This window comes from Bacillus benzoevorans, from assembly GCF_014207535.1.
Lineage (GTDB): Bacteria > Bacillota > Bacilli > Bacillales > Cytobacillaceae > Bacillus_BD > Bacillus_BD benzoevorans.
In genome coordinates, this window is sequence record NZ_JACHGK010000037.1 from 1 (window position 1) to 13,585 (window position 13,585).

General features: G+C 42.0%; 11 protein-coding genes, 1 tRNA gene, 1 rRNA gene, 1 other RNA gene and 1 other annotated feature. Of the genes, 2 read left to right on the forward strand and 12 right to left on the reverse strand.

The window, feature by feature from the left end:
- Window positions 1-391: 391 nt before the first annotated feature.
- The 7 genes from HNR53_RS22605 to tadA all read right to left on the reverse strand — a co-directional run bounded on the left by HNR53_RS22605 (window position 392) and on the right by tadA (window position 4,988).
- Window positions 392-655, reverse strand: a complete 264-nt coding sequence (locus tag HNR53_RS22605; protein WP_184530366.1) for a pro-sigmaK processing inhibitor BofA family protein — start codon at window positions 653-655, stop codon at window positions 392-394.
- A gap of 94 nt (window positions 656-749) precedes the next feature.
- On the reverse strand, window positions 750-968 hold the full coding sequence (locus HNR53_RS22610; RefSeq protein WP_184530368.1) for a YaaL family protein: 219 nt from the start codon (window positions 966-968) through the stop codon (window positions 750-752).
- A gap of 264 nt (window positions 969-1,232) precedes the next feature.
- Complete coding sequence (recR, locus tag HNR53_RS22615; protein ID WP_184530370.1) at window positions 1,233-1,829, reverse strand: recombination mediator RecR; 597 nt, start codon at window positions 1,827-1,829, stop codon at window positions 1,233-1,235.
- A gap of 20 nt (window positions 1,830-1,849) precedes the next feature.
- Window positions 1,850-2,173 carry a YbaB/EbfC family nucleoid-associated protein gene (locus HNR53_RS22620; RefSeq protein WP_184530372.1) on the reverse strand — a complete coding sequence of 108 codons (324 nt, stop codon included), beginning with the start codon at window positions 2,171-2,173 and terminating at the stop codon, window positions 1,850-1,852.
- A gap of 78 nt (window positions 2,174-2,251) precedes the next feature.
- Window positions 2,252-3,943: a DNA polymerase III subunit gamma/tau gene (dnaX, locus tag HNR53_RS22625; protein ID WP_184530374.1), complete on the reverse strand. Its 1,692-nt coding sequence runs from the start codon at window positions 3,941-3,943 to the stop codon at window positions 2,252-2,254.
- Window positions 3,944-4,115: 172 nt separating this feature from the next.
- An RNA gene (gene ffs / locus HNR53_RS22630) (signal recognition particle sRNA large type) lies at window positions 4,116-4,380 on the reverse strand.
- 77 nt (window positions 4,381-4,457) lie between these two features.
- Window positions 4,458-4,988 carry a tRNA adenosine(34) deaminase TadA gene (tadA, locus tag HNR53_RS22635; RefSeq protein ID WP_184530376.1) on the reverse strand — a complete coding sequence of 177 codons (531 nt, stop codon included), beginning with the start codon at window positions 4,986-4,988 and terminating at the stop codon, window positions 4,458-4,460.
- Between the two features lie 238 nt (window positions 4,989-5,226).
- Here tadA and HNR53_RS22640 point away from each other — a divergent pair, with 238 nt between their 5' ends.
- Window positions 5,227-7,062, forward strand: coding sequence for a LysM peptidoglycan-binding domain-containing protein (locus HNR53_RS22640; protein ID WP_184530378.1), 1,836 nt, complete (start codon window positions 5,227-5,229; stop codon window positions 7,060-7,062).
- A gap of 116 nt (window positions 7,063-7,178) precedes the next feature.
- Here the strand turns inward: HNR53_RS22640 and HNR53_RS22645 are convergent.
- The 4 genes from HNR53_RS22645 to guaB form a co-directional block, all read right to left on the reverse strand.
- Window positions 7,179-7,271, reverse strand: a tRNA-Ser gene (locus HNR53_RS22645).
- Between the two features lie 124 nt (window positions 7,272-7,395).
- Window positions 7,396-8,679, reverse strand: coding sequence for a serine--tRNA ligase (gene serS / locus HNR53_RS22650; protein ID WP_184530380.1), 1,284 nt, complete (start codon window positions 8,677-8,679; stop codon window positions 7,396-7,398).
- Window positions 8,680-8,779: 100 nt separating this feature from the next.
- Window positions 8,780-8,998: a binding site (T-box leader), on the reverse strand.
- Window positions 8,999-9,084: 86 nt separating this feature from the next.
- A complete protein-coding gene (locus tag HNR53_RS22655) occupies window positions 9,085-10,437 on the reverse strand; it encodes a serine hydrolase (protein ID WP_246439783.1) in 1,353 nt (450 codons plus the stop codon).
- A 342-nt stretch (window positions 10,438-10,779) separates the two neighbouring features.
- On the reverse strand, window positions 10,780-12,246 hold the full coding sequence (gene guaB, locus HNR53_RS22660) for an IMP dehydrogenase (protein WP_184530384.1): 1,467 nt from the start codon (window positions 12,244-12,246) through the stop codon (window positions 10,780-10,782).
- Between the two features lie 113 nt (window positions 12,247-12,359).
- On the opposite strand from guaB, the gene HNR53_RS22665 reads away from it, so the two are divergent.
- Window positions 12,360-13,316 (forward strand): YaaC family protein, encoded by a 957-nt coding sequence (locus tag HNR53_RS22665; protein WP_184530386.1) that lies wholly within the window; start codon window positions 12,360-12,362, stop codon window positions 13,314-13,316.
- A gap of 176 nt (window positions 13,317-13,492) precedes the next feature.
- Here HNR53_RS22665 and rrf read toward each other — a convergent pair.
- Window positions 13,493-13,585: ribosomal RNA gene (gene rrf / locus HNR53_RS22670) — 5S ribosomal RNA — on the reverse strand; the annotation flags it as partial.

The window sequence follows — 13,585 nt, forward strand, 5'->3', positions numbered from 1 at the left end:
CGTCCTGAGCCAGGATCAAACTCTCCAATAAAGAGTTGAATAGCTCATAAAAATGTCTTTTTTAGTAAAAGACTTATAATAAACGTTGACTTTTTGTTGTTCAGTTTTCAAGGAGCAATTCTTTATCGCTCGTAAGCGACTTTAATAATATATCACTTTCAAACGATGCCGTCAATAACTTTTTTTAAAAAAATTATTTAATCACAATCACCTTGTGACGACTTCAATAATATTATCAGCTTTAGTATATCGCGTCAATATATTTTTATAAAAAAATCCATAAAAAAAAGGCTGATTCAGTTAAGACTATTGATCCATCCAGCCAAACGGCATGACCCCCTCTGGAAAGGAGGCTTAACCATAGTCAGAACACATGAGTCAGCCCTGCTTGTCATATAATCCACATATCAATGGCAACAAGAGCAAACATACCTGGAATGCCTAAAAATCCCGATATGGCGGATGTTGCCAAGTTGATTGGAATATGGACGCCAAACTGATTTCCGAGCAAATTGAGGAAAAATAAAAAAAGGGCACCTATTAAAAGCTTAATAACCCCTTGACCGAGAAAATGGATAGGTTTGATCGGCGCTCCAATCACAAGAAGCAGCAAAATAACAGCGCCTAAAACTGATATCACAACGATTGGCTCCAATGAGATCCTTCCCTCCAGCTTATTTATACTTACTTCTACTGTATGAATAGCTCGTACAAAATAGACCAGAGGGGAGACGGGAAAAAGCAGCTCTTTATTTAATTGCGGAAATCTTTCTTTTTCTTGCCTCTCTTAATAAGAAAACATATTTAGCCCCTGAAATTTTAACCTGCAGGTTAACCTCGCCAAAAGGATCGAAACTATTATCCAATAAATGATTTTGGTGATCCCATTGACTTTTTAAAAGATGAATCTGATTGATTAGTTTTTCATCATATTCTTTCCGCAGTTTGCCTTTGCGCCGAAAAAACATTCATTTGTGCCTCCATAAAATCAAATTCGCCTCGGCGAACTTTGCCGCCCGGATTTTTTCACGCTCAAAGCGCCACATCCTTATGTCTAGCCTGACTAGGACGTCCTGTCCGTCGTCGAGCCCGCTCGAAAAATTCCCTTTGAAAATCCAAGGCATCCGCCGGAGGCTTAACTTCATTCAGCCTGGGTTTAAAACCCATTGACTAGAAGTCCCTTTACATTCATTCCTTACTTATAAGAAGTGGCTGACTTTTGCTGAATGAAGTTAAAGTTCTCTTCTGCCTTCTAATGCTTTTGATAAAGTTACCTCATCGGCATATTCTAAGTCCCCGCCTACAGGCAATCCATGAGCAATTCTCGTTGTTTTGATCCCGGAAGGTTTGATTAATCGGGAGATGTACATAGCTGTTGCTTCACCTTCAATGTTTGGATTGGTGGCCAAAATCACTTCTTGTACGGTTTCATCCTGCAGTCTTTTTAGCAGAGAGGGTATATTGATATCCTCTGGACCGATTCCGTCCATTGGTGAGATGGACCCGTGCAATACATGATAGAGTCCGTTAAATTCCTTCATTTTTTCCATTGCAATGACATCCTTCGGATCTTGAACAATACATATCGTCGAATGATCTCTTCTGGAATCCTCGCAGATATAGCATGGATCCTGATCTGTAATATGACCGCATACTGAACAGTACGTTAAATTCCGTTTCGCATTGACCAAGGCCTTTGCAAAGTCAAGAACGGTATCCTCCTTCATGTTCAAGACAAAAAAAGCCAGACGCACAGCCGTTTTCGGGCCGATACCTGGCAATTTCATGAAGCTGTCAATCAGCTTTGATATTGGTTCAGGGTAATGCATTGACTTAAGCCTCCTAGAAATTAGAACATCCCCGGAAGATTCATTCCCTTTGTGAATTGTCCCATTGTTGAATTTGCAAGATCATCTGCTTTTTTCAAAGCATCATTTGTAGCTGCAAGTACTAAATCCTGAAGCATCTCGACATCATCCGGATCCACTACTTCCTGTTTAATTTGCACGTCTACGACTTCTTTATGCCCAGTAACGATTACGGTAACCATACCGCCGCCGGCTGTTCCTTCAATTCTTTGCTCACCTAATTCTTCCTGAGCTTTTGCCATATCTTTTTGCATTTTTTGCATTTGCTTCATCATTTTTTGCATATTTCCCATTCCACCGCGCATACAATTCATCTCCTTCAAATTGGTATTAACAGATTATACTATATTATTTTTTTCTTAGTTTGTATATCAAGCATGAAGTTAATCTTTTACTTCAATTAACTCTGCTCCAAATAGCTTCTTCGCTTCTGCAATAATCGGCTCCTCTGCTGCCCCAGCCACTTCAGCAGAATCAGCCTCTTCGTGACCTTCCCTGCTGTGGCTGTTTAAAAAGGATTCCCTTATCTTCAGCCATTGTTCTTCGGGAGCCCCGACAACTTGCATTCTTTTCCCAATGAGGTTTCCAATAACCATTGCAAACTCATCCATTTTTTCCATTGCCATTTGGCAGTGAATTTCATATTTAAATTTGATGACAAAGGCTTCATTTGAGGCAGCAACCGGTTCTGCGTCCTTTAAGAGAGCGGCTTGTGAAACAGTCATCTTCTCCATCATTTCAGCCCAGCGCCCTTTAATGACCATTAAGTCCTGTTTTGTCGCGTGTTTGAGGATTTCATTAATCTTCCCGGCTGGTGCTGTAAATCCTTTTCTTGAGGTGCGGCTCGTTTTCTTTTGCACATGCTGCTGTGACTCCTCAACCCTCACAACTCCGTGCTGCTTCAAGTCGCGGATTTCATTTTCCAACTGGGTAATTCTATTCTGAAGCTGGCTGTAGTCAGAAGGAGTCTGGCTGACTCTGACTTGAGCACTTTCCTGCTGACAGAGCTTGACGATGGCTACTTCAAGGAAAATCTTCGGATGATTCGTAAAGCGCATTTCTTGCTGCGTCTTACTTAATAAATGGATCAGCTGATAAATATCCTCTGGACTTGTTTCCTTGGCCAATTCTTGAAACTTGCCGTCGGGGGTTACACGTTCCAGTGATTCCTCTAAATTCGGAGCTGACTTATACAGCAGCATATCCCGATAAAACAGAATCATGTCTTCAATAAATCTTACTGGATCCTTACCTTGGAAGAGAAGCTCCTCTAAGGATTCCAGACCGCTTACAACATCATGCTGCCCAATCGCTTCCGCAAGCTGCAGCAAGAACAGCTGTGAAACGGCACCTGTTACCGTAAGAGCATCCTCCAGCGTAACCCTGTCTTCGCTGAATGATATCGCTTGGTCCAGAAGACTTAAAGCATCGCGCATACCACCCTCAGCTGCTCTCGCCACTACTGCCAGCGCTTCCTCATCACATTCGACCCCGGTTTCCTGAACAATATGCTTCATTCTGCCGGTAATATCGCGGGCTGTAATTCGTTTAAAATCAAAGCGCTGACATCTGGACAGAATTGTAAGCGGGATCTTGTGCGGCTCAGTCGTCGCCAAAATAAAGATCACATGCTGCGGCGGTTCCTCCAATGTTTTTAAAAGAGCATTAAAGGCTCCAATGGACAGCATATGCACTTCGTCTATAATATACACTTTAAATTTGACTGAACTTGGCGCATATTTTACTTTATCACGGATGTCACGAATTTCATCGACCCCATTATTCGAGGCTGCGTCAATCTCGATGACATCGGAAATGGAACCATCTGTAATGCCTCGGCATGACGGGCATTCATTGCATGGTTCCTCGACAGGTGCCCGCTCGCAGTTAACCGCCTTTGCTAAAATCTTCGCTGCACTCGTCTTCCCTGTACCGCGGGGTCCTGAAAAAAGATACGCGTGTGATATTTTATCCTGGATCAGGGCGTTCTGAAGTGTTTTCGTTACATGTTCTTGTCCGACAACATCATGAAAGCTCTGCGGACGCCATACACGATATAATGCTTGATAACTCAACTTAACGCCCCCTTCCTTATATCATCTTCAACCATTATAACTTAAATAATTACTTTGTTTCAAAAACCTAAATGAATTTTATGTATTTAATTAAAAAAATGGTGATTCCTCTTTTACAAAGTAAAAAACCCATCCTATGATAGATGGGTTTTATTATAGGTAAATTTAACTGCCGTGCACCTTCCGTCGACTGATTCCCATAAGCGTTACTTAAGCAGTTAGCTCGGCCCAGGCACCCCTGCGGCACATGGGAGTACCCACTTAATGCTGCTTCCTTCCGGACCTGACATGGTTCATGGGTTCCCATTGCGCAGGACCCGGGCGTCAACACCACTTACTTAAGGCAGACCCTACAGGAGATCAGCCTCAGGAAGGGATTCAGCCTCGCTAGAGCGGATTGCGAGTACAGGGCACCGCTACCTCCCCGCCTAGCACGGCAAAATTGATACCATAATATTAGGCGTCCTTACGACGCATAATTAAGTATACTAATATTCATTGTAAAAAGCAATGCCTATCCCATGTCAAATTCTGTATTTCCCTTCAAGGCCTGCTCCTGCCGTTTCCGTTTTTCTTCCCTTTTCCTTTCCCGTACTTTTCTAAAGAAATTCGTCAGCAGTTCACCGCAATCCTTTTCCAGTATACCGGGGATTACTTCGCTTTGATGATTAAAGCGCTCATCCTGAAGCAGATTCATAAAAGTCCCTGCGCAGCCGCCCTTTGGATCGGAGGCACCATATATCACCCGTTCAATTCTTGATAAGATGATTGCCCCGGAGCACATCGCACACGGCTCCAATGTAACATACAGGGCAGCTCGTTCCAAGCGCCAGGAACTTATCCTCTTGCATGCCTCTTCAATCGCCAAAAGCTCAGCATGGGAAACCGCACTTTGCGTCGTTTCTCGTAAATTATGAGCCCTGGCGATGATTTCGCCGTCCAACACAATGACAGCCCCAATGGGAACCTCTCCAAGCTCAAGCGCTTTGTGGGCTTCTTGAATAGCCTCCATCATAAAAAATTCGTCCGTATAATGTTCAGCCATGTATATTAATATCCTTCCTCACTGCAATGAAATTCATATTTTACTAAAAAAATTATATCATGATTCATCCTAACATAGATTGCAAGTGGTATTTATCGTGCGTTCTTCATGAATAGGGGCCTTTTCTGCGGGTGATAACGAAGCCGGTGCCGGAGCTTTATAAGGCAGCTTTTGGTCAAATTCTTTAACGCACTGCATATATTTATACTGATGTCTAGGGGAGGGAGATGAGACTAATATGTATGTTCAGCGGATAAAGTATGTAGTACAGCATGGGGACTCGCTGCAGACAATTGCTGATAAGTTCAGCACTTCGATAGAAAGTATTAAGGACGAAAACCGTTTAACAACCAATGTCATTTATATTGGACAGCAGCTGGCAATTCCCTCTGATGCTGAAAGAACAGTGTATCGTGTACAGCCTGGAGACAGCCTGTATAAAATTGCGGCACAATTTGGCCTGTCTGTGGAAGAGCTAACAAGCATCAACGGACTGCGTAATAGCGGGCTCTACGTCAGCCAGCAGCTTGTTATTCCGGAGGAAAGGAATGCTCAATATTATTATGTCCAGCCGGGAGATTCACTAAACACTCTTTCACAGCGCTTCGGAATAACAGTTCAAAACATGAAAGACATAAATAACCTGCCTTCAAACATTATTTATATCGGACAAAGGCTGAAAATTTCTGACGATGAGATAAGACAAACTGAATATGTCGTAAAAGCCGGAGATTCATTGTTCTCTATTGCGAGACGTTATAACACAACGGTTGAGAGCATTATAACCCTCAATCATTTAGAAAGTATGAATCTAACGCTCGGTCAGACACTGATCATACCAGTTTTTTCTGAAGTCATCGTCAATGTTGATTCGGCGAATATCCGGCAAAGACCGGGGGAGACCTTTCCAGTCATCGCCCAGATGGATCGAGGCGCAAGGCTGCCCTTATTAGGAGTTCAGGGAGACTGGTATAGGGTTGCTTTATTTAACGGCAATCCGGGATGGGTCACAAAAGCCGTGACAACACTGCATGCTTATGACGGCTCAAAGCCTATTATTGAAATCCTGGGCTACTATACATTAGAGGAAGGACCAACTTTACCGAGCTCCTATCAATCATTTACTACAAATATCGCGCAAATATCACAAAACGGGCTGTTCCTATTTAGAATCAGCGGGGCTAATCCAACAACGATTGATAAGTTTGGTGAATTTACCGATGCAGAGCTGCAGGAGGTAGTGAGGATCGGGCATAGGCATAATGTAAAAATGCTGGCCACTGTTCATAATCTTCTATACGATGAAGGAGTCGATTTTGCAAAACAAGTCATCCATCAGCTCGTTTCATCGCCGCAAAATATGCATGCCTTTGCCCTCAATTTAGTAAGACTGGTTGAGCGGTACAACTTAGACGGTGTCGACATTGATATTGAAGATGTATTGGAAGAGGACCGCAATCGCTTGACCCAGCTTTACCGTGAGATTGGGCGTGTGTTTGATGAGAGAGGCTATTTCTTCTCGACTGCCGTTCCATCAAAGACCGGACCGGCAGATCCAAGTGTTTTTGCCAAACCGTTTGATTATCCGAATCTTCATCAGCCAACCGATCAATTTGTTGTCATGCTATATAATGAGCATGGATGGCCGGGAAGCGGTCCCGGACCAGTAGTATCCATCGGACGGATGGAAAAGGTCTTACGTTATGCCATGACGATCATGCCAAAAGAAAAAATTGTAGCGGCTGTTTCGGTATTCGGCTTTGATTTTGACCTTAAAACAGGCCGTGCCGCTTATGTAACTTATGATCGCGCCGTCGCGTTAGCGAAGCAGTATAATCAACAAATAACCTTTGATCAGGAAACACAGACTCCGATGTTTTCCTATACAAATGCCCAAGGGGTGAAACATGAGGTTTGGTTTGAAAATCGTGCAAGTATCCTGGCAAAGGCACAGCTGGCGAACCGCTTAGGCATCAGAGGCTTAGCTCTTTGGAGGCTGGGGCTGGAAGACAAAGCGATGTGGACCATGCTTCGTGATGACGTTGTAGTTAGAAAACATGGACTCGAAACATAAGAGATAGGAAACTGCAGACTTCTCGTTTGCAGTTTTTTTTTTTATAGCGAAAAAAAGCCGCTGCTATTGTTAGCAGCGGATATATCTCCAATTTTATGCGCGGTAATATTTAATTATGGAGGAGGTAGAGGGATTCGAACCCCCGCGCGGTTTGACCCGCCTGTCGGTTTTCAAGACCGATCCCTTCAGCCGAACTTGGGTATACCTCCGTTTCAGACAATTAGTAATATAGCATGTAGAGAAATCAAAGTCAATATTATTCCGGGGAAATTTCTCGCCCGGAATAATATTGCAACAGTCGCTTATTATACCCTTAATAGAACAAAATAGGCATTATTTATTAGCAGAAATTACTTCCCTATTTCCCATGTAAGGGCGAAGAACCTCTGGAATAACAACCGTTCCATCCTCTTGCTGATAATTTTCAAGGATGGCAGCCACTGTCCGGCCAATGGCCAGCCCGGAACCATTCAGTGTATGGACATGCTCCGGCTTCCCTTTCGGATCGCGGCGGAAGCGAATATTCGCCCTTCTTGCCTGGAATGCTTCGAAGTTACTGCAAGAAGAAATTTCACGATAGTTATCATAGCTTGGCATCCATACCTCGATGTCATACTTCTTCGCTGCTGTAAAACCAAGGTCTCCTGTACACATGCTTAGCACACGGTAAGGCAGTTTCAAAAGCTGAAGGACCTTTTCAGCATGTCCAGTTAAAATTTCCAACTGCTCATAAGAATCCTCCGGCTTCGTAAATTTCACTAATTCCACCTTGTTAAATTGATGCTGGCGAATCAAGCCCCTTGTATCCCTTCCGGCAGAACCGGCCTCAGAGCGGAAGCAGGCGCTAAATGCTGCATAGCTGATTGGCAGATCGTCTCCGCTTAAGATTTCATCACGGTGATAGTTTGTCACTGGTACCTCAGCTGTCGGAATTAGGAAGTAGTCTTTCTCTTCCACCAAGAAGGCATCTTCTTCAAATTTCGGCAGTTGTCCTGTACCTATCATACTGGCACGATTCACCATGTACGGTGGCAATACCTCTACATAGCCGTGTTCTTCCGTATGAAGATCAAGCATGAAACTATACAAAGCTCTTTCCAATCTTGCCCCTAGGCCTTTATAAAAAACAAATCGGCTTCCTGTTACCTTTCCAGCACGTTCAAAATCAATAATATCCAAGTTTGTGGCCACATCCCAATGCGGCTTATATTCAAAAGCGAATTGTGTCTTTTCTCCCCAATGTCTAATCGGTACATTTTCATCCTCTGTATCACCTACAGGTACACTTTCATGAGGAATATTCGGAATCCCGAGCAGAATCTGCTCCAGCGCTGTTTCAACTGTTTTAAGCTCTTCATCCAGCACTTTAATTTTATCACCGACCTCACGCATTTCCACAATTAATTGTTCGGCATCCTGCTTTTCGCGCTTCAATGCTGCTACCTGCTGTGAAACTTCATTCCGCTTACTTTTTAATTGTTCAGCTTCAACAATTAATTCACGGCGTTTTACATCAAGTTCTTCAAAATGATCCAGTTCAGATAAATCTTCCCCGCGGTGCTGCAATCGGTTTTTTACTTCCTCTAAATTCGCGCGTAAAAATTTAATATCAAGCATTTTAAAGTTCCTCCTTATTTTATCCTTTTATGAAAAGCATAGATGATCTATGCAAACCGTCCGAGCGGCTTCGTAGAAAACAAAAAACCCCCGTCCCCTAAAAAGGGACGAGAGTTACCCGCGTTGCCACCCTAGTTGAAGGCAAGAGCCTTCCACCTTAAAAACGATAACGGTTTTACCCGAAAGTATATACTAGCCATCATTGGCATTCCATACTCTGCTCAAGGATGGATTCACAAGTGTTATCCACCGGTTCACACCAACCACCGGCTCTCTAAAGAACAACGATCCTGCTACTATTTCCTCTCATTGCTTTTTACTATAGGAAATTTCATTCATTACTTTATTTATTATCATTTTACAACAGGTTTATGCAAAACTCCACTTTTAAGAGGAAAATTTACATTAAAACCAGCCTTTGACTGTAGATGAAATGCCGTTCCATATATCAGCAAAGAATCCGCCGATTCCTCTCATTGCAAGAACAAACCAGTTGGCTCTTTCGACATCCTCAGCGGCAACCAAATCTACTTTTACAGTATCTTTCGCATCAAGGAATTGGATGTCCGCTCCATCTTTTGCTGCAACAGTGATATAGCCGACCTTGTCTCCTTTTTTAACTGGAGCTGTCAGCTCACCGTCTTCATTTAAAAGTTTCTTATCAATAATAACCTTTGTTTTGTAGTTTTGCTTTTCGCCGTTCTTTACAACAAGGTCTAGTGCATCTTTTGTATAAATTTTCACTTCTTTGTCTTTCCCTTTTACGACAGGAAGTGTTTCATAGTTTTTCACCTGTGCATGCTTCTTAACAACTTCCTTAGTTGAGAAATTGGAGAAAGCATAGTTAAACATTTTCTTTGTTTCATCAAATCTTGATTTATATGTACCTTCTGCTCCTCCTTCACCTTTTGCATTCATCACGACTGTAATATAACGGTCGCCGTTGCGTTTTGCAGTACCAGTAAAGCAGTAGCCGGCAAAATCAGTTGTACCCGTTTTTAATCCGTCCACTCCATCATATTTAAAAACAAGCCCTGGGAGCATCCAGTTCCAGTTTTCCATATTGATTTCATCATCCGTACCTTCTCTAAACTTCTTTTTCGGAATCGAAGTTGTGTTCAGCACTTCCGGATAATCTTTTAATAGATGATAGGCAAGTTTGGCCGTAGCACGTGCAGACATGATATTTTCTTCTTCAGGATCTCCAGCCACATGCATGCCCTTTAAGTCATGGTTATTTAAACCAGTTGCGTTGACGAACTTATAATCCTTTAAGCCAAGTTCTTCTGCCTTTTGATTCATCATTTTAACAAAGCTTGATTCCGAACCGGCAATCGTTTCAGCAATCGCAATAGTTGCCCCGTTTGCGGAATAAATCGTCATCGCCTCAAACAATTCCTTAATGGAATAAGTACCATCAGCCCTTAATGGCACATTTGACAGATCGCGATCCTGAGAAATCTTATAGACATAGTCACTTACCGCATATTCCTGATCCCATTTCACTCTTCCTTCTTTTATCGCTTCAAGAAGGAGATATTCTGTCATCATTTTAGTCATACTGGCAATTCCCAGTACCTCGTCAGGATTTTTGGCATAAAGTACTTTTCCCGTTTCAGCATCCACCAAAATAGCAGCACTTGCGTTGACATTTAAAACATCCTCGGCATTTGCTTTAGGTAACACTGGGAAAAGATTAAGAAGTAGAATTAACGCTAACAATCCGGCTATCTTTTTACGAGAAAAATATTTTTTCAATGTGAAAACCCTCCAACTACTAATCAAATGCGCCTTGGCGTATTTGCGCCCGATTTTTTCAAGCTTGCTTGAAAAATTTCCTTTTAAAAATCGAGGCATCCGCCGGAGGCTTTAACTTTATTCAGCATGGGCTTAAACCCGAGCTGGAGTCGTGAACTTATTGCATTCATTCCACCACTAATCGAAGTAACGACTTCTGCTGAATTAAGTTAACCTTCGTTATTTTATCATAAGTACCATTGAAAAAACAGATACTGACATCTCCAAATTTCACTTTCGGCAAATTCCAACTTAGCCTGGCAAAAAATAAAAAGCAGGGAGGATTGATCCCTGCTTAAATTATTACTGTAATGAGTAGTTTGGTGCTTCTTTTGTAATTTGTACGTCATGTGGATGGCTCTCTCTTAAACCTGCACCCGTCATGCGGATAAATTGGCTGTTTTCTCTTAATGCCTCTAAATCTTTTGCTCCGCAGTAACCCATTCCGGCACGCAGTCCGCCAACAAGCTGATAAATCGTATCAGCAAGAGGTCCTTTATATGGCAGACGTCCTTCAATACCTTCCGGCACGAATTTTTTTGTATCCTCTTGGAAGTATCGGTCACCTGAACCCTTTTCCATAGCGGATACAGATCCCATGCCGCGATATACTTTAAAACGGCGTCCTTGGAAAATTTCCGTTTCTCCGGGACTTTCCGATACACCGGCAAGTAAAGAGCCAAGCATAACGGCATGTCCGCCAGATGCAAGAGCCTTCACGATATCTCCTGAATATTTAATACCGCCGTCAGCGATAATCGCCTTACCAAGCTTTCTAGCCTCCGTAGCACAATCATAAATAGCTGTGATCTGCGGCACGCCGACACCAGCAACGACACGTGTTGTACAGATAGAACCAGGTCCAATCCCAACTTTCACAACGTCTGCTCCTGCCTCAAATAATGCCCTTGTTGCTTCACCTGTTGCCACGTTACCCGCAATGATTGCCAATTCAGGATAAGCCGCACGGATGTCTTTAATCGTATCTAGGACACCTTTAGAATGTCCATGAGCGGTATCAATAACTACGACATCGACGCCCGCTTTAACTAATGCCTCTAAACGCGGCAGTGTATCCTTGGAAACGCCGACAGCTGCGCCAACTAATAACCGTCCCTGCTGATCCTTAGCTGAATTTGGAAATTCAATAACCTTTTCAATATCTTTAATTGTAATTAATCCTTTTAATACGCCGTCATCATTGACTAGTGGGAGCTTTTCAATTTTGTACTTTTGCAGAATTTTCTCTGCATCTTCTAAAGTAGTTCCGACTGGTGCTGTTACTAGGTTGTCTTTTGTCATTACGTCTGAAATTTTGATTGAGTAATCCTGAATAAAGCGGAGATCACGGTTTGTGAGAATACCGACAAGTTTCTTTTCTTCTAAATTATTTACAATAGGCACTCCTGAGATACGATATTTACTCATTAAGTGCTCTGCATCAAATACCTGTTGATCAGGTGTAAGGAAGAAAGGATTTGTAATAACGCCGGATTCTGAACGTTTTACTTTGTCTACCTGCTCCGCCTGCTGTTCAATTGTCATATTCTTATGAATAATACCAATTCCGCCTTGACGAGCCATGGCAATCGCCATTTCCGCTTCTGTAACTGTGTCCATTCCTGCACTAACGACTGGAATATTCAACTTAATCTTATCTGTCAATTGAACCTTTAAACTTACATCTCTTGGAAGCACTTCAGACTTTGCCGGGATTAACAAAACATCATCAAATGTTAATCCTTCCTTCGAAAACTTACTTTCCCACATAAAAAAAGACCTCCTGCACACGAAAATATTATTAGTAGGTTATCAATTGGATAAAATACTGTCAAGGAAAGAACATTATGTTTAATATTTCTGAATATTTGGGGGTATTCACTTTGATCCATAGTTATAAAAATTTTCAATCCTTCTCACACTTCTTTTCCGCATCTGATACGCAAAGCTATCTGCAGAATGGCTACAAAAAATTAGGAATCGAAAATGCAGAGCAAAAGGGTTATGAAAACAGCTATCCCTTTATCTATTATTTGGAGCATGCCAAAATTTATTACGAACAGTCCATGCAATCCCCTCTTTTAATTAAGCCGATATTATTATTTTATGGCTTTGTTCATTTAATCAAAGCATGCATCTTAACGACGAATCCAAATTATCCTGAAAATACAACTGTTCTCTCGCATGGGGTTTCAACGAGGAAAAGAAAGAAACAGCAATACGAGTTCTTTGACGATGAGGTAAAATACCAAAAAAATGGCCTTTTTCCTTATATGCTTGAGCGTATGTTTAATATAAAACATATGGAGGGAGATAAAATTACGATGAGGGAGATGCTGCAGCAAATCCCTGAACTGGCACCGATGTTTACGATGTTAGAAAAGCAAAATACCTTTATGAAGATTCCCCTTCATCAATCTTCTTTTGCATTTCCTATTAAAGTGATTGATCATTTTCATATGACGGAAAACCGCTTTGTTGAATACATACAGAATAAATCATCGGGAACGCTCTCCTTCCAGAAAAAAGAACATAATTTATTATTATTTGATTGTCACAATTCGCATTCACATTTGCTTCCGTTTAAATATCATTTAGAAGATCAGGACTTTTATTTTTCTTTGTTAAAAAGAGATTTGCTCAACTTTCCGGAACTGCTCGTTCATTATTTGCTCCTTTACAATTTAAGCATGATTGCCCGCTATGAGACAGAATGGTGGAGCGAGCTGTTAAAGACGATGCCAAACAGGGATTATCCTTTTATCGTTAGCTTTCTAGATGTTACATCGGAAAAAGGGCCTTTTTTAGCCTATCAGTATTTAACAACTAGGGATATTTAGATGGTGGGACTTAGTAGATTTTTGGATGGCGGGGCTTAGAGGGTTCGTGAAGCTTTGCTTCACTCTTGTGTGGGATGAGTTTTACACGTAGTACTTTTTTTGGTTTAGTTTGCGGCTCTTCCGAGCCTTTAATAAAGTACAAAAAAAGAGCACCCACTCAGGGTACTCTTTACTTTGCTTGGCGGCGTCCTACTCTCACAGGGGCAAAGCCCCAACTACCATCGGCGCTGAGAAGCTTAACTTCCGTGTTCGGGATGGGAACGGGTGTG

Coding starts and splice junctions, on each gene's coding strand:
- HNR53_RS22610 (WP_184530368.1), bottom strand. CDS start 968: ATGTTTTTTCGGCGCAAAGGCAAACTGCGGAAAGAATATGATGAAAAA.
- recR (WP_184530370.1), bottom strand. CDS start 1,829: ATGCATTACCCTGAACCAATATCAAAGCTGATTGACAGCTTCATGAAA.
- HNR53_RS22620 (WP_184530372.1), bottom strand. CDS start 2,173: ATGCGCGGTGGAATGGGAAATATGCAAAAAATGATGAAGCAAATGCAA.
- tadA (WP_184530376.1), bottom strand. CDS start 4,988: ATGGCTGAACATTATACGGACGAATTTTTTATGATGGAGGCTATTCAA.
- HNR53_RS22640 (WP_184530378.1), top strand. CDS start 5,227: ATGTATGTTCAGCGGATAAAGTATGTAGTACAGCATGGGGACTCGCTG.
- serS (WP_184530380.1), bottom strand. CDS start 8,679: ATGCTTGATATTAAATTTTTACGCGCGAATTTAGAGGAAGTAAAAAAC.
- guaB (WP_184530384.1), bottom strand. CDS start 12,246: ATGTGGGAAAGTAAGTTTTCGAAGGAAGGATTAACATTTGATGATGTT.